This window comes from Cryobacterium gelidum, assembly GCF_004403985.1.
GTDB classification, from domain to species: Bacteria; Actinomycetota; Actinomycetes; order Actinomycetales; family Microbacteriaceae; genus Cryobacterium; species Cryobacterium gelidum.
The window spans coordinates 1-15,771 of the sequence record NZ_SOHL01000023.1 but is presented as its reverse complement, the minus strand read 5'-3'; the positions used below and the strand labels follow the sequence as shown (position 1 = coordinate 15,771).

General features: G+C 65.1%; 19 protein-coding genes. 10 read left to right on the top strand and 9 right to left on the bottom strand.

Annotated elements, in window-relative coordinates; genetic code table 11:
• Positions 1–148: 148 nt before the first annotated feature.
• The 3 genes from E3T50_RS12195 to dut are packed head-to-tail and all read right to left on the bottom strand — an operon-like array spanning position 149 to position 2,125.
• Positions 149–970, bottom strand: a complete 822-nt coding sequence (locus E3T50_RS12195) for a DUF3159 domain-containing protein (protein WP_134552225.1) — start codon at positions 968–970, stop codon at positions 149–151.
• A 7-nt stretch (positions 971–977) separates the two neighbouring features.
• Entirely contained in the window at positions 978–1,568 is a 591-nt protein-coding gene (locus tag E3T50_RS12190; RefSeq protein WP_134459432.1) for a DUF3710 domain-containing protein, read from the bottom strand.
• Between the two features lie 35 nt (positions 1,569–1,603).
• Entirely contained in the window at positions 1,604–2,125 is a 522-nt protein-coding gene (dut, locus tag E3T50_RS12185; RefSeq protein ID WP_134552223.1) for a dUTP diphosphatase, read from the bottom strand.
• Between the two features lie 38 nt (positions 2,126–2,163).
• On the opposite strand from dut, the gene E3T50_RS12180 reads away from it, so the two are divergent.
• Positions 2,164–2,616 carry a DUF3093 domain-containing protein gene (locus tag E3T50_RS12180; RefSeq protein ID WP_134459089.1) on the top strand — a complete coding sequence of 151 codons (453 nt, stop codon included), beginning with the start codon at positions 2,164–2,166 and terminating at the stop codon, positions 2,614–2,616.
• Positions 2,617–2,647: 31 nt separating this feature from the next.
• Here the strand turns inward: E3T50_RS12180 and E3T50_RS12175 are convergent, their stop codons facing one another.
• Positions 2,648–2,941 carry a DUF4193 domain-containing protein gene (locus E3T50_RS12175; RefSeq protein ID WP_092112645.1) on the bottom strand — a complete coding sequence of 98 codons (294 nt, stop codon included), beginning with the start codon at positions 2,939–2,941 and terminating at the stop codon, positions 2,648–2,650.
• Between the two features lie 200 nt (positions 2,942–3,141).
• Between E3T50_RS12175 and sepH the strand changes: the two genes are divergently transcribed.
• A complete protein-coding gene (gene sepH, locus E3T50_RS12170) occupies positions 3,142–4,281 on the top strand; it encodes a septation protein SepH (protein ID WP_134552221.1) in 1,140 nt (379 codons plus the stop codon).
• Here sepH and E3T50_RS12165 read toward each other — a convergent pair whose 3' ends face one another.
• Together E3T50_RS12165 and E3T50_RS12160 are read right to left on the bottom strand one after the other, a co-directional pair.
• Positions 4,282–4,968, bottom strand: coding sequence for a response regulator (locus tag E3T50_RS12165; protein WP_134552219.1), 687 nt, complete (start codon positions 4,966–4,968; stop codon positions 4,282–4,284).
• Positions 4,961–6,652, bottom strand: coding sequence for a sensor histidine kinase (locus E3T50_RS12160; protein ID WP_134552217.1), 1,692 nt, complete (start codon positions 6,650–6,652; stop codon positions 4,961–4,963). Before E3T50_RS12160 ends, E3T50_RS12165 begins: the two co-directional genes overlap by 8 nt.
• A gap of 196 nt (positions 6,653–6,848) precedes the next feature.
• On the opposite strand from E3T50_RS12160, the gene E3T50_RS12155 reads away from it, so the two are divergent.
• From E3T50_RS12155 to E3T50_RS12140, 4 genes are all read left to right on the top strand, one after another.
• Positions 6,849–7,868, top strand: a complete 1,020-nt coding sequence (locus E3T50_RS12155) for a Bug family tripartite tricarboxylate transporter substrate binding protein (protein WP_134552215.1) — start codon at positions 6,849–6,851, stop codon at positions 7,866–7,868.
• 2 nt (positions 7,869–7,870) lie between these two features.
• Positions 7,871–8,398 carry a tripartite tricarboxylate transporter TctB family protein gene (locus E3T50_RS12150; protein ID WP_134552213.1) on the top strand — a complete coding sequence of 176 codons (528 nt, stop codon included), beginning with the start codon at positions 7,871–7,873 and terminating at the stop codon, positions 8,396–8,398.
• Entirely contained in the window at positions 8,399–10,057 is a 1,659-nt protein-coding gene (locus tag E3T50_RS12145; RefSeq protein WP_134552212.1) for a tripartite tricarboxylate transporter permease, read from the top strand.
• 195 nt (positions 10,058–10,252) lie between these two features.
• Positions 10,253–11,296, top strand: a complete 1,044-nt coding sequence (locus tag E3T50_RS12140) for an FUSC family protein (RefSeq protein WP_134552210.1) — start codon at positions 10,253–10,255, stop codon at positions 11,294–11,296.
• A gap of 25 nt (positions 11,297–11,321) precedes the next feature.
• Here the strand turns inward: E3T50_RS12140 and E3T50_RS12135 are convergent, their stop codons facing one another.
• The gene (locus tag E3T50_RS12135) at positions 11,322–12,086 is read right to left on the bottom strand and encodes an amino acid ABC transporter ATP-binding protein (protein WP_134552208.1); all 765 of its coding nucleotides are present in this window, start codon (positions 12,084–12,086) and stop codon (positions 11,322–11,324) included.
• The gene (locus E3T50_RS12130) at positions 12,083–13,555 is read right to left on the bottom strand and encodes an amino acid ABC transporter substrate-binding protein/permease (RefSeq protein WP_241990901.1); all 1,473 of its coding nucleotides are present in this window, start codon (positions 13,553–13,555) and stop codon (positions 12,083–12,085) included. The genes E3T50_RS12135 and E3T50_RS12130 overlap by 4 nt, the downstream gene beginning before the upstream one ends.
• 134 nt (positions 13,556–13,689) lie before the next feature.
• Between E3T50_RS12130 and E3T50_RS16790 the strand changes: the two genes are divergently transcribed.
• From E3T50_RS16790 to E3T50_RS16860, 4 genes are all read left to right on the top strand, one after another.
• The gene (locus E3T50_RS16790; protein ID WP_277612667.1) at positions 13,690–14,073 is read left to right on the top strand and encodes a LysR family transcriptional regulator; all 384 of its coding nucleotides are present in this window, start codon (positions 13,690–13,692) and stop codon (positions 14,071–14,073) included.
• Entirely contained in the window at positions 13,986–14,435 is a 450-nt protein-coding gene (locus E3T50_RS16785) for a LysR substrate-binding domain-containing protein (protein WP_277612668.1), read from the top strand. The genes E3T50_RS16790 and E3T50_RS16785 overlap by 88 nt, the downstream gene beginning before the upstream one ends.
• Before the next feature lie 163 nt (positions 14,436–14,598).
• Positions 14,599–15,045, top strand: a complete 447-nt coding sequence (locus tag E3T50_RS16865) for a hypothetical protein (protein ID WP_338145362.1) — start codon at positions 14,599–14,601, stop codon at positions 15,043–15,045.
• A 212-nt stretch (positions 15,046–15,257) separates the two neighbouring features.
• Positions 15,258–15,656 carry an FUSC family protein gene (locus tag E3T50_RS16860; RefSeq protein WP_338145361.1) on the top strand — a complete coding sequence of 133 codons (399 nt, stop codon included), beginning with the start codon at positions 15,258–15,260 and terminating at the stop codon, positions 15,654–15,656.
• Here E3T50_RS16860 and E3T50_RS12115 read toward each other — a convergent pair.
• Positions 15,653–15,771, bottom strand: a 119-nt coding sequence (locus E3T50_RS12115) for an integrase core domain-containing protein (RefSeq protein WP_166784290.1), incomplete at its 5' end; no start/stop codon positions are given. The genes E3T50_RS16860 and E3T50_RS12115 overlap by 4 nt on opposite strands.

Here is a 15,771-nt window from a genome sequence, read left to right as displayed (position 1 = left end):
GGCGCAGCCTCGTGCCAGCAAGGCAAGCCTTACCAGCGGATGCCGGGGACTGACCTTTTCCATCGAGTCGCGCCGCAAAGCATCACCGCACAACTATCTTGACGTCAAGATAACTCTAGCAGGCCTGGAAGCGCTCCCGATTTGTCTCTCAGACCGCGCCGGCGGCATCCGCTTTGCGATAGACCGAACGCACCATCAGCCACGAGACAACTAGCAGCGGTGCATAGAGCGGGATACCCATGAGCAGTTTCATCGAGGCCAGGAGTTCGACGTTGTCGGCCAGGTAGAGCGGCAGTTGCACGGCGAGGCGGCCGAGAAAGAGGCCGGTCCAGCACAGGGTCAGAATGGTCAGTACGCGCCGCTTGGACGCATCGAGGCGCCAGGCGACGCCATCGCCCATCAGGAATCCGACGGCCACGCCGATGAGGGGCCAGCGCACGAGCACCGATACGAGCAGCGCGGCGCCATAGCCGGCGTTGGTCCACAGGCCGACCAGGAAGAAATCGGAAGGCTTGCCGGAGATCAGCGCGAGGGCGACGCTGATGGCCGTTCCGACGAGGCCGCCCAGCGCCGGGGTCATGGTCTGTTTGGTGATGGCGCGCAGGGCCACGAAGATCACACCGATCACGAGCGGAGCCACGAGCGACGGCAGCAGGGTGCCGACCGGGTCCATCGCCACATCGGTCGACGGGTCGATGGTGAGGGAGTAGGTGATCAGGAAGACCAGCCCGGGCAGCACCGCTTCGACCAGACCGCGAATGCCGCCCATCGCCGTCAGCAGGGCCTGGCCGCTGATCGGTTCCCCTTCGGTCGCTGCGCCGAACCCGGCGCGGCGGGCCGCTCCGGCCATCGAATCGGCGAAGATCTCGGAGGCCTTCGGCTGGACCGCGGCCGGCTGGTCGCGCTCGGCTGGCTGCTCTGGCAGATCGGGCTGGTCGGGCTGGTTGTGGTGACCGGGGGTGTCGCTCATGGCCTGTTTAGACCGCGGTGGTCTCGGTCGCGCCGGCCGGCGTGGCCGGCATGCGCAGGGGAATCAGGTCGCGCGGCGGCATCGGCGTGGCGCCGCGCACAACGACGATGCTGCGGAACAGATCTTCGATCTGCGCTGCGGCCTCGGGGTCGATCGCGCCTTCACCGGCAATCACGCCGCGCAGGAACCAGCGCGGGCCGTCGACACCGATGAAGCGAGCGAGGCGGGTGACACCACCGGCTTCCTGGCCGGCCGCGACGGGGATCTCGGCGACCAGTTCGGGGCCGAACGGGCCTTCACGAGGGGTCGTGGTGCCGCCCTGCTTACCGATCTGGTCGGCGATCTGGTCGCGAATCTCGTGCCACAGACCGCTCGAGCGCGGCGCGGCGAACGGCTGCACCTGCAGGGTCGAACCAGCGAAGTCGAGGCCGATAGCCACGACACGCTTGCTGCCCTCTTCAATTTCGAGACGCAGGTGCAGACCCTCGCGAGGAAGAATCTTGATTCCGCCCAGGTCGACGTATGGCCGCACCGGGTTGGCCTCCGACTCGTCGAGCGGTCCCTCGGTCTCGCGGTCTGCGGGCGCCGACTTCGGCATGATTTCGGGGTTCTCCCCCAGGTTCGTGAGGTCACTCACCGGTTATCTCCTGTCTGCGGGGCGCTTGCGCCCGGCACTGGTGCATCATCGTGTGCGCTGTCATGCGTGCTGTTTGCGGCACGTGGTAGAACGCCGGTCGAGCCGAATCCGCCCTCGCCACGCTGGCTGCCGGGCAGCTTGTCGACGGTTATGAAGGAGGCACGGGCGACGGGCATCACAATGAGCTGGGCGATACGATCGCCGACGGCAATGCTGAAAGGTTCGCTTAGATCCGTATTCAACAGGGAGACCTTGATCTCGCCGCGGTAGCCGGCATCCACTGTTCCGGGAGCATTCACAATGGTGATGCCGTGCTTGACGGCCAGGCCGCTGCGGGGAACCACGAACGCCGCGAAACCATCGGGAAGGGCGATCGACACGCCGGTACCGACAAGTGCACGGGTTCCCGGGGCGAGCACGACCGCCTCGGCGGCATGCAGGTCAGCCCCGGCATCCCCGGGGTGTGCGTAGTTCGGGAGGATGGATGCCTGGATCAGTACTTCGACGCTTTCTGTCACGTGTCGAGGGTAGTGCAGATATCTGATCGAATAGAGCCATGCCTGATTACCGCGAAAAACTGTGGCCCAACGCCTGGGCCTTCCTCGTGACCGCCCTCGTGATACCAGCGAGCATTCTCGTGCTCGTGCCCATCTCCCTGTTTGCGGGCATCATCACGGCCGCTGTTTTGTATGGGGGATGTCTACTGCTGCTCGTGCTCGCCGCGCCGGTCGTGCGCGTGCAGAACGGCGAGTTGATCGCCGGTCCCGCCACAATCTCGACCGGGTTGCTGGGCGAGGCGACGACGTTCGTGAAGACCGAAGCCACTCAGGAGCGCGGTCCCCGATTGGATGCCAGGGCCTGGCTGCTGATCCGCGGCTGGATCGACCCGGTTGTGCGTGTGCCGATCGTGGATGCGACCGACCCCGCACCGTACTGGATCATATCCAGCCGCCACCCAACGGAGTTGGCCGCCGCGATCAATGCATCGCGAACGGCCAACGTGGGGTAAAGCGGATCGTGCTGGTGCTAGTCGTGCAGTACTAGGAGTCGCACTCCAGGCAGACGGTGCCGAGCTTGGTTTCGTGGCCCATCTGCGAGCGGTGCTTCACGAGGAAGCAATTCACGCAGGTGAACTCGTCGGCCTGCGCGGGCAGGACGACCACATCGAGATCCAGGTCGGACAGGTCGGCGCCCGGAAGGTCGAACCCACCGGGGTTGTCGGAGTCGTCGACATCAACGCTGCCGGACATCTTGTCTGGCACACGTTCCTTGAGAGCCTCGATCGACTCAGAGTCGTCTTCAGTCTTTCGGGGTGCGTCGTAATCGGTTGCCATGCCCATCCATTTCAGTTACGCCGAAAAACGAAATCGGCGGCCACAGTTTCCAACAATCCAGACGGAATTGCAAACTGTCCGCCAACCTTTTCATTCGGACACGAAGAAACAACTTGCGGCACGCCCGGCGTATTCCCGCGAAAAGGCACCAACCCGTGGCAGTCTTGCAGCCAACGGTAATCGCGAGAGGGCTTGTCTTCATGCAGGAATTGAAGGTTATTGGGGTTGAGAACGGTGCGCTGCTCGCAGCGTCCGAAGATGGCGATCGATTTCGCATCGCCATCGACGAGGTTCTCCAGTCCCGGCTTCGCCAAACCCAGACGGAACGTGTCAACGCGCCCAAGCTGTCCCCGCGGGAAGTGCAGGCGCACATCCGCTCCGGCATGTCCGCCGAGGACGTCGCTGCGGTCACCGGGGCATCGCTCGAGTATGTGCGCCGTTTCGAGGGTCCGGTCGTGGCCGAGCGGGAATACATCGTCTCTTCGGCGTTGAGCGTTCCGGTGCATACCGCCATCGATCCCGACCCGATCGACGAGAACGTCAACTTCGGCAGTGTGATTCGGGAACGCCTCGCCTCACTCGGCGCAACCGGTGAGCGCTGGGCGAGCTGGAAAGAGCCCGGCGGCGGCTGGATCGTCAAGTTGTCCTTCACCGCCGACGAAATCGACCATGACGCTCGCTGGGGCTTTGAACCCAAGAAGAACGCGTTGACTCCGGTGGGGAGTGAAGCCGTCGCGCTGTCACAGCAGGGCGAGCTCCGGGGCTCCCTCCTCCCCCGGCTGCGTGCCGTCGGAGCCGAAACGAGCGCCGCCGACGTGTCGCGCTTCGACAGCAATGCCTTCAACTTCAAGGAATCGCTCGCGGACGAGATTTTGAACGACACCAGCCCGCACATCGAAGCCATTCCATACTCGCGCTCGCTGAGCCGGGATGATGCCGTGTCGAAAGCGGCCATCAAGCGTGCAGCTGAGCCTGCCTCGAACATGAGCGAGACCGCCGACCTCCTGGAATCCTTGCGTCGTCGACGCGGCGAACGGGAGGCGTCGTCGAGCGGGGAGTCGGCGGCCACGCCGACGGCATCCGCTTCGGGACAACCACCCATGGCAGAGGCCAAGCTGAGGCCGCGTCGGGCGGCTCCGGCCGATGTCGCCGTCACCGATGAGTCCGGTGCGGCCCCCGCCACCACCTCCGAGCCGACCGGTAATGCCTGGGCCAACCAAGCCGCCCGCGCGCTGGAGCGCAGCAACCACGCACGGTCGACACCCAAGCGTGGCCGGGCGTCGATGCCGAGCTGGGACGAGATCGTGTTCGGCGCCCGTACCGACGACGATCTCGGCTAACTAGCCGGCCAGCCAGACGTAGCGACGCTGCGGGCGGCCGGTCTGCCCGTACCGCAGACTGACCGTGGCCTGCCCGGAATCGACGAAGTACTCGAGGTATTTGCGGGCCACGACTCGCGACAGGCCGAGCAGTTCAGCGCACTCCGACGCGGCCAGGTCGGGTTCGCTGCCCGCCAAAGCCGCAGCAGCCAGCGCCGCCGTCTCTTTACTGAGACCTTTCGGCAGGGTGAAGACAGTCGCCGTGCCCGGCCAAGCGGATGCGCGACCCAGCGCCTGGTCAAGATCGCTCTGGCTGAGGTCGCCGCTTTGGCCGAGCAGTCGACGTCGTTCGGCGTACCCGACCAGCCGCGACTGCAGTTCGGTGATCTTGAACGGTTTCAGCAGGTAGCTCACGATGCCGCCTTGCAACGCTGCGGTGACCATTTCGGCCTCGCGCGCGGCGCTGAGCACGAGAAAGTCCACATCACGCCCCGCTGCTCGCGCCCGGCGGATCACGTCGAGGCCGGTCATATCGGGCAGGTACATGTCGAGAAGCACGAGCTGCGGGGCTTTGTCGGCAATCTGGGCGAGCGCGTCAGACCCGGACGCCGCAACGCCGACCACGGTGAAACCGCTCTGCTGCGCCACAATGCGTTCGTGCGCGCGCGCCACCATGAAATCGTCGTCGACGATGAGTACGTCACACACGGGTGTGCTCCTTCTCCTCGGCTGACCGGGCCGCGTCGATCGGGAGCACGGCCTCGAACACGGCACCGTTCTCGGCCCGGTAGTCGACCGATCCCCCGCGACGCGTTGCAACGAGGCGCACGATAGCGAGTCCGTAGCCGTGGGCGTCGGTATCGCCCAGCGCCGATTTGCTCGTCACGCCAACCTCGAACACCCGGTCGATCAGTGCGATATCGATGCCCGGCCCGGAATCACTCACCGTCACCCGCACGGCACCGGCAGCGGCACCGGGAATGGATCGCACGTCGAGCCGTACCCCGCGTTCCCGGGCTCCGGTGACGGCGTCGAGGGCGTTGTCGACCAGGTTTCCGATCACAGTGACGAGGTCGGCGGAGAGGTCAGCGTCGACCCTGGCCAGAGTCGATTCGGCCGTGAGCACGAGCGTGGCGCCGCGTTCGCGTGCAAGCGAGGTCTTGGCGATCACGAGCGCGGCGACCGCCGGCTCTTGCAGGCGGGTGAGCACCGAGTTGTCGAGGTCGGTGCGGTCGCGCGTGACGGCGTCGACGTATTCCACCGCCGCGTCGGTGTCGCCGAGCTGTATGAGCATTGAAATAGTGTGCAACCGGTTCGCGAACTCGTGGGTTTGGGCGCGCAACGTATCGGTAGCCTGCCGGCTGCTGCCGAGATCGTGCTGCAGAGTGACCAGTTCGGTGCGGTCGCGCAGGGTGGTGACGACCTCGGTCCGCGACCTGGGCGGGTGAATGAGCGTCCGATTGAGCACGAGCAGCACTCCCCGATTCACGAACACGGTATCGATGTCGCCGACCTCCTGTTGGCGCAGCGCGCGCACCGCCTCGTCATCGAGGCCGACCGCATCGATTGCCCGTCCTTCCGCGTCAGCGGGCAGTCCGAGCAGGGTTCGTGCGCTGTCGTTGGCGAGCGTGATGAGTCCGTCGGTGTCGACGGAGATCACCCCCTCCCGAATTCCGTGGATCATGGCGTCGCGGTGCTCGACCAGCCGGCCGATCTGTTCCGGCTCCAGGCCGAGGGTCTGCCGTTTCACCCGGGCCGCCAGCAGCAACGATCCGGCGACGCCGAGCACCCCGGCCACGCCGAGAAAGGTGAGCAGGTTCGGCGCCGCGGCCTTGAGCAGTTCGGCTACGGCCGGAAACCGGCGGGCAGCGACAACCGAGCCCACGACCTTGCCGGAGTTGGACAGCACCGGCACCTGCGCGACCACGTAGTCCTGAGCGCCGATCGGCGCGACGCCGGCCCACGCCGCATCGGACGCGCCTGGCGTGGCCCCGATGGCCAGGTCGGTCGTGAGCAGCCGCGGATCGGCCGGTGCGGCGATGATGCGGCCGGCCGCATCCGTCACGATCAGTTGGTCGACCCCGGTTGTGGTGCGGAGAGCCTCGACCGGAACGGAGTATTGCTGGGGCACAGCCGCGGTGTCGAGCAGGCTACGCACGAGCGGATTGGCAGCCGTGTATTCGGCGACCGTCAGCATGCGTCGCTGGGCGCCGCTTTCAAAGCTGCTGCGGGTCTGCTCGATTGAGATGGCCGTGACGGCGACCAGGACGAGGGCGATCAAGCTCAACTGAAACAGCAACAGTTGACGGGTCAGGCTGAGGCGGCTCGAACGGATGCCCGACCCACGCGGGCGCGCCGTCGGCAGGCGGGACGACGCCTCGCGTTTCGGCATCGGGTCCCTTCGGTCGGCTCTGGCCATAAGAGATACTCCCTCATCGTGAAGCCAAACCGAAATTGTCCAATCCCCCCGCGCGCAACCGCAAACTACACAACGTTCACTAGAGTCACAAGTTGTGCCCGGCCGACCCACCACGCAGGATGAATTCGGCCAGCAAAGAGGCTCGCCAAAAATCGAAGAGGATTTGAGCATGCCAATCACAGCACGCACCACGCGCACGCGCCGCACGGCGGGGACCGTCGTTCTCGCCGGTGCCGTCGCACTCGCCCTCAGCGCCTGCGGGGTCACCAGCGCCACGACCACCGAGGCCACCGACGAGGGCCCGATCCAAAACCTTCAGGTGATGATTCCCAACGCTCCCGGCAGTGGCTACGACGTGACCGGTCGCGCAGCGGTCAAGGTGATGGACGACCTCGGGCTGGCCTCCGGCACCGAGGTCACCAACCTGGCCGGCGCCGGCGGAACCGTGGGCCTGGCCCGCACCCTCACCGAGACCGGCAACGCCAACTTCATGCTCATGATGGGGCTCGGCGTCGTCGGCGCCGCGTACACCAACGAGGGCGATGCCAAGGTTGCCGACGCGACCCCGATCGCCGGCCTCATCGAAGAAGCCGGCGCGATCTTCGTCGCCGCCGACTCTCCCTACAAGACCATTGACGATCTCGTCACCGCCTGGAAGGCCGACCCGGCTTCCTTCGCCGTCGGCGGCGGCTCCTCCCCGGGAGGCCCTGACCACCTGCTGCCCATGCAGCTCGCCGATGCCGTCGGCATCGACCCCACAGCCGTCAACTACGTGCCCTATGACGGCGGCGGCGAACTACTGCCGGCCATTCTCGGCGGCAAGCTGCAGTTCGGGGCCTCCGGTTATGGGGAGTTCCTCGAACAGGTGAAGTCGGGCGGCCTGCGCGTGCTCGCCGTCACGAGCGAGGAGCGCGTTCCGGTCATTGACGCCCCCACCCTCACCGAAGAGGGCATCGACCTGGTCTTCACCAACTGGCGCGGCCTCTTGGCCGCACCAGGCCTGACGGATGCCGAAATCGCTCGCCTCGTCGATGCCGTAACGAAGATGCACGACAGCCCGGAGTGGAAGCAGGTCCTGACGGAGAACAGCTGGACCGACGCCTTCATGACCGGCGACGACTTCAGCACCTTCCTCACCGAGCAGGACGCCCGCGTCGCCGACGTGCTGAAAACCCTGGGTCTGGTCTAAGCATGAGCGCCCCCAGCACAGCAGCAGCTCCCGGGCTGCGCGCCCGACTCCAGGGTCGCTCCGAGCTCGGCGTCGCCGCCCTCCTCGCCGTGATCGCGATCGTGATCGCGGTCGATACCGCGAACATCCGTCATACCGCCATCAATGCCGGTGTGATGGGACCGCGGGTCGTTCCCACGATCATCGCGATCGGCCTGGGCCTGTGTGCCATCGCCCTGGCGATCTCTGTGCTGCGGGGCGGCCACGCCGATGCCGAGGACGGCGAGGACATCGACCTTTCTCAGCAGGCCCACTGGCCGACCGTCTTCGGCCTCGGCGGACTGATTCTCGTCTTCGCCCTGTCGATGGACTTTCTCGGATTCGTGATCGGCAGTGCGCTGCTGTTCTACGGATCCGCCCTCCTGCTCGGCTCCCGCCGCTTCGTCTGGGCGCTCGTGATCGGCATTCTTCTCGCCGTTGGCACGTTCTACGGCTTCGTATTAGGCCTCGGCATCAACCTGCCGGCCGGCCTGTTGACGGGAATTCTCTAAATGGACAACCTCGCCCTGCTGATGGAGGGGTTCAGCAACGCGCTGACCCTGCAGAACCTTCTGTTCGCCCTCATCGGTGTGCTGCTCGGCACCGCCGTCGGCGTGTTACCCGGCATCGGACCGGCCATGACCGTGGCCCTGCTGCTGCCACTCACCTACGCGCTTGATGTGACCGGATCGCTGATCATGTTCGCCGGCATCTACTACGGGGGCATGTACGGCGGGTCGACGACGTCGATTCTGCTCAACACCCCCGGTGAATCTTCCTCGGTCGTCACAGCGCTCGAGGGTAACAAAATGGCCAAGGCCGGCCGCGGCGCCCAAGCGCTCGCAACGGCGGCGATCGGCTCCTTCGTTGCCGGAACCCTGGCCACGGGTGCCCTCGTCTTCGTCGCCCCGTTCGTGGTGGCGATCGCTATCGGGCTCGGGGCCCCCTCGTACTTCGCCATGATGGTTTTCGCTTTCATCGCGGTGAGCACCGTGCTCGGCTCGAGCCGCATTCGCGGGCTCGCCTCGCTGTTCATCGGCCTCACCATCGGCTTGGTCGGCCTCGACGGCACGACCGGGCAGCCACGACTGACGTTCGGCCAGCCGCTGCTCTCCGGCGGCATCGACGTCGTCGTCATCGCCGTCGCCCTGTTCGCGGTCGGTGAAGCGTTGTGGATTGCTGCGCACCTGCGGCACGGTACCCCCGCAACCATCCCGGTGGGTGTGCCTTGGATGGGCAAGGACGACTGGAAGCGCTCCTGGAAGCCGTGGCTGCGCGGCACGGTCATCGGCTTTCCGTTCGGGGCCATCCCGGCCGGCGGCGCCGAGATCCCGACCTTCCTTTCCTATGTGACGGAAAAGAAGCTGTCCAAGCATCCCGAGCAGTTTGGGCACGGCGCCATCGAGGGCGTAGCCGGGCCGGAAGCAGCCAACAACGCCTCGGCCGCCGGAACGCTCGTGCCGCTGCTGACCCTCGGTCTTCCCACCACGGCGACAGCCGCCGTGATGATCCTCGCGTTCAACCAGTACGGCATCCACCCCGGTCCGCTACTGTTCCAGACCGAACCTGTTCTGGTGTGGACCCTGATCGCGAGCCTGTTCATCGGCAACACCCTGCTGCTCGCGCTCAACCTGCCTCTGGCACCGCTCTGGGCGAAGCTGCTGCGCATTCCACGCCCCTACCTCTACGCGGGGATTCTGTTCTTCGCAACCCTCGGCGCCTACGCGGCAGGAATGCAAACCTTCAACATCGGCATTCTGCTCCTGCTCGGCGCCCTGGGCTACATGGCCAGGCGCTTCGGTTTTCCGGTGCTGCCGATCATCGTCGGCGCTATCCTCGGCCCGGAGATGGAACGCCAGCTGCGCCGCGCACTGCAGATCAGCGCTGGCGACCCCGCTGCGCTTGTGAGCGAACCGGTTGCCGTCGTGGTCTACATCGTGATCGTGCTGTTCCTGATCGGCCCGCCGCTGGTCAAGGCCCTGCGTCGTCGTTTCGGACGCGGCGGACCTACCGACGGCCCCCTGACAGGCGGCGGCATGGATGACACCGATGGCTACGCCAGCGACGCAGGGTCCACCGTGCAGTTCGATGCCTTCGGAACCCAGACGTCGGACGGAAGCGCCCGGGTGATTCGAGTGGTTCGACCCAGCGCCGGGCGGCGCGGAAGGTAGTGCATCGATCGGGTTAGCCACGTCCGAGGACCCGGCCACGGCCGCCGCCCGGACTCGGGCCGCGAAAACGCAGCAGGGCTCCGGCCGGGCCGGGCAGGACTAGGCCCGGTTTCTCGGCGTGCCGATTGGGCAGACCGTGAAAGCGGATGCGCCGGCATCCGCTTGACTTACCCGGCCCGGGGTTACCCTTGACCAGTGAAACTAACCTCGGCCCTGCGCATCTCCAAACGACTCCCGCTGCTGCAGGTCGTCAAGGTGGCCGTCGCCGTCGCCCTGGCCTGGGTCGCCTCCCAGCTGCTGTTACCGAGCGACCTGCCGATCTTTGCTGCGATCGCTGCCCTGCTCGTGGTGCAGCCAAGCGTCAACCAGACCCTCGGGCGAGCGATCGAACGCACCGCGGGCGTCATCGGCGGTGTCATCATCGCTTCCACGATCGGTTTCTTCCTCGGCGAGTCCAGCTGGGTCGTGCTCGGCACGATTATGGTCAGCCTGCTCGTTGCCTGGGCACTGCGCCTGTCCCCGTCCTCCGCGAGCCAGATTCCCATCAGTGCCATGCTCGTACTCGCCCTCGGTGCCACGACACCCGGGTACGCCCTCGATCGAATCTTCGAGACGTTCATCGGCGCGGGAATCGCCCTCGTCATCAATGCCCTCATCGTTCCCCCGGTACTGATTGCGCCCGCCCGCGACGCCGTCGGCCTACTGGCTCGTGAACTGGCCGATACCTTCGACCGCATCGCCCGGGCGCTGCGCACCCCACAGAACCCGATCGACCTGATGGAGTTGATGATCAAGGCCCGGCTGCTGCGCCCCATGCTCGCGTCGGCGGAGAAGGCCATCGCGCAGGCAGAGGAGAGCCTCATGCTCAACCCGCGCAAGGCCAAGCTGCGAAAGGCCCTCGACGCCGACCACGACATGATCGAACGACTGCCGACTCTGGTGACTCGCGCAATCGGCATGACTCGTGCACTGCACGACCACTATGACCCATCCCTGCAGTTCGAGCCAACCGTTCAGGCCTTCTCACGGGAGCTGGCGCGGGCCGCTCACGACCTGGAGCTCCTCGCCCGCGCGGAGGGTGACCTGCGGGCGTTTCCGGAGCCGCCCGCACCCGAAATGCCCGCTCTGACCGCGCCGCTGCGCATCGTGACGCCGCACCCGGACCACTGGATTCTGATCGGCTCACTCATGGAAGACCTGCGCCGGGTGCGCGAGGAGATCGTCGGCGACCGCGCCTGAGCTTGACCGCCCGTGTCGGTCGCGTTTAGAGCACTTTCGAGAGGAAGTCCTGGGTGCGTTCCTGTTGCGGGTTGCCGAACAGCTCGGCCGGGGTGCCCTCTTCGACGATGACGCCGTCGGCCATGAAGATGACCCGGTCCGCGACCTCGCGGGCGAAACCCATCTCGTGGGTGACCACGACCATGGTCATGCCCTCGGCGGCGAGATCACGGATGACCTGCAGCACTTCCCCGACCATCTCCGGGTCGAGGGCGCTTGTGGCCTCGTCGAAGAGCATGATGTCAGGGTTCACGGCCAGCGACCGGGCGATGGCGACGCGCTGTTTCTGGCCGCCGGAGAGCTGGGCAGGGCGGGCATCGGCTTTCTCGGCGAGACCCACCCGGTCAAGCAGTTTGAGAGCACTGGCGCGGGCAGTTGCTGTGGATTGCTTCTTCAACTCAACCGGGGCCAGCATGATGTTCTGCAGTACCGTCATGTGCGGGAACAGGTTGAAGTGCTGAAAAACCATGCCGATGTGCTGGCGCACCTCGTTGAGGTCGACCGTCTTATCGCTGAGGTTGAATCCGTCGACGATGACCGTGCCAGCGCTGAGCTCGTCGAGTTTGTTCAGGCAGCGCAGAAACGTGGACTTGCCCGAACCGGACGGACCGATGACACAGACGACCTCGCCCTCGCTGATCTCGACGTCCAGTCCCTTGAGCACCTCGTTGGAGCCAAACGACTTGCGCAGTCCCCTGACGCTGACTTTACTGCCGGCGGGAATTCTGCTGCCGGCGCTGTTCTTGCTCATTTGTTGAACCTCTTGTCGAGCTGGTTGGAGAGCATGGTGAGCAAATTGATGACGATGAAGTACAGCGCGGCCACGATCAGCAGGGTCTCACCGGTGCGAAAGTTCGCGGCGTAAATCTGCTGGCCCTGGTAGGTGAGCTCGGCGAAGCCGATCACCGCCAGGAGAGAGGTGTCCTTCAGCGTCATCACGAACTGGTTGATGAATGACGGTGTCATGATCTTCACGGCCTGCGGCAGCACGACGCGTCGCATCGTCGTGACGTAGCCGAGGCCGAGGCTGCGGCCAGCCTCGGTCTGGCCCGGGTCGACCGACTGGATACCGCCGCGCACGATCTCGGTCATGTAGGCACCGGCATTGAGGCTCAGGGTCAGTACACCGGCGGTGAGTACGTCGATCGGCTGCCCGGTGAGCTGCGGCAGGCCGAAGTAGAAGAAGAATGCTTGCACGAGCAGCGGGGTGCCCCGAAAGATACTCACGTAGATGCTCGCCAAGCCGCGCAGCACACGACTCTCGGAGACCTTGCAGAACCCGAACAGCACGCCCAAGACGAGGGCGACCAGAATCGACAGCCCGGTCGCGAGGAGGGTCAGGCCGAGGCCCTTCATGAGGGCAGGCAGACTGTCGGACAACAGCCCGAAGAAACCGGATGCCGCGACGGGCGCCGGCTGCTCCAGATACTTGTCGAGAATGGACTGGTAATCACCGTTGCTTTTCAGCTCGGCCAGACCGGTGTTGAAGGCAGCCAGCAGCTCGGGGTTCTGGCCCTTGTTGACAGCGAAGCCGTAGGAGCTGCCCTGTTCCTTCTCGGTGACCGACTTGAGCCCGTTGTTCTGGTTGATGCCGTAGGCGAGCACCGGGTAGTCATCGAAGACGGCGACAGAATTGCCGGCCTTGACGTCGTCGTACATCGTGGCCGAGTCGGCGAGGGCCTTAACGGTGAAGCCGTACTCGTCTTTGATCGAGTTGGCGAAGGTTTCGCCCTCACTGCCCCGCTTAGCGACGACGGTCTCGCCGGCCAGGTCGGCGTAGCCGGTGATTTCGGTGTTGGTGTCGGCGACAGCCATCTGCACGCCGGAGTCGAAGTACGGGTCGGAGAAGTCGAAAACCAGCTTGCGCTCGTCGGTGATCGACATGCCGGCGATGACGCCGTCGACCTGGTTCGACTGCAAGGCCTGCAGCGCGGCGTCGAAGCCGAGCGATTTGATCTCCACGTTGAAGCCCTGATTCGCAGCGATGTCACGAATCAAGTCCATGTCGATGCCGGTCAGTTCGCCGTCTTTGCGGTACTCGAACGGTGCGAAGGTAGTGTCGGTGCCGATAACGTAGGTTTCGCCGGTGACCGCTGTCTGGGGCTGGACGTGGCTGTTCGGCTGGCTCGCGGTCGCGGCGCTGACGCCGACGAATCCGCCGGCGAGAGCCAGCAGCGCCGTGACGGCAACCGAGAGCTTTCCCGCCCGGGACATATTCATTTTGCGCAAAGGAGAACCATTTCTTGTCGTGCGATCTGCTTGGCCTGGCGACCAGAGAGTTGTTTCGCGCCGATCGACGCTGATCTACCCCAGGGCGGTTGCGGCACACCCTGTCGAAACGAGCCTACCTTGGGGTGCACGCCGCACTGATTACCAAAGTGAAAGGAGAGCCTGTGCGTTTTCGCCAGCTCGAATATTTTGTCGCTGTGGCCCGGGAACGGCACTTCGCTCGTGCGGCCGCCGAGTGGAACGTTTCCCAGCCTGCCCTCTCTGCGGCAATCAACTTATTGGAACGGGAGCTCAATGTTTCTCTGATCAATCGTGGTCATGCCTTTGAAGGGCTGACGCCGGAGGGTGAACGTTTGGTGATTTGGGCCAAACGAATCCTCGCGGAGCATGACGCTTTCAAGGCGGAGGTCCAGGCCGTCCAATCCGGAGTGACCGGCGTGTTGCGGCTGGGCATCGTACCGAAGGCCTCGACTCGCGTCAGGCGTCTGCGCTCCCCCTCGCTGTGTTGACGACGGAAATGCGCAGCAGACAAGTGATCGACGATGCCTTCAGCCAGAACCAGATTCGAATGGAGCCCCAGGTAGAGACGGATTCGATCGCGTCCCTCCACGCACACATGAAGACGGAACAATGGGCCAGCATCGTGCCACATTCGTGGGTGCAAACCATCACACCGTCATCGCGGACCCGCATTGTGCCACTCGTCGATCCCGTCGCCACCGCGCGCGTCGCTGCGGCAATAAGTCCGGCGTCGCCTGGTTCGGTGACCGCACGGGCGTTCGCGGCCGTTGCAGCGCGGCTTTCCCTGGGTGAGCTGTTCGATCGGGGGCTTCCGTCGGTCGTGCCCGAAGCGCGCGACACCGAGGGCTGATTGATAATGTCTGGTTATCGACTGGTTGAATTCAAGTCTTGGACCGGCCAGGCAAAGCGGTACAGACTGGGGTGAGCGCAGCATTCGGGCGTGAAACCAGCCAACCGGGTTCTGCTGTCTACGCCGCGCCACCATCGTTCTGTTCGAAAGGCCGTGAGACCCCGTGCGCCCGGTACTGCTCTACGTGCGCGCACTCGTCAGTGTCCCACCCGCGGTCAATGATCACTGGCCGGCACTTCGCGTCGGTCTGGGTGTCACAGTCCCGGTACTGGTCCTGCTGATTTTTGGCCACCCCGAGTTGACCATCTATGCCGTTTTTGGCGCGTTCACGGGCAAGTACGGCCGTGGTGAAGCCCATCAGCTGCGATTGGTGCACCAGGCCCAGTCTGGGGCAGTACTGCTGACCGGGGTGACTGTCGGTGTGGCACTGTCCATCACTCACATTCAGGCCTGGGGGCTGGTCTCCATCGAGGCGTTCCTGGCCGGACTCGGTTCACTCGTGGCCGACAAAATAAAGCTCAGACCCGCCGGGCCATTCTTCGGCATTTTTTTGCGTTGGGGGCCTGCGCGTCGATTCCCACGGTCATCCCACTGTGGGCTGCCGCGCTGATCTGCGCCGCATCCGCACTCTTTTCCCTGCTGGTCGGGTTCGCCGGCTGGTTCAGGAACCGCACCTGGGATTCCACGGCGAGACGCACTGCCGAACCGCGCTCCGGACCATGGCTCCCCAGGGCAGGCGTGCACGCCACTCGTTATGTCGTCGCGGTTGCAGCCGCCGGTGCTCTCGGCCAACTACTGGGAATCGGCCACGCCTAGTGGGCCATGGCCGCTGCGGCCGTTCCCCTCGCCGGTGCCGATCTTCCCAGCCGGGTGGAGCAAGGCATCCATCGCGTACTCGGGACCGATGCCGGTCTGGGCTTGACGGCTGGTGTCCTGCTGCTGCATCCCGGTACGACCGTGCTGGTTATCCTCGTCATGGTCTTGCAGTTCCCGGCGGAACTATTCATGGTGCGCCATTACGGTCTCGCCCTCGTTTTTTTCACGCCCGTGATACTGCTGATGACCCAACTCGCCAACCCGGTCGACCCGATGTCCCTGCTCGCTGACCGCGGTTTGGAGACCCTCATTGGTGCCATGGTCGGGATCACCGTCGTCCTGTTGATCCGCGACCGTCTCCCCGGAGCTGCATCGCACCGGTGGACAACCCCGCCGTCTGCCTAGTTGTTCTTCCCACTGACGTTGTGAACGCGGTCGATGGGTGATTTGCCGCCGATGCCGGTATGGGGTCTGTGGTGATTGTAGCTATGAATCCAGTCCAGGTACGTTGCTGCTCGGG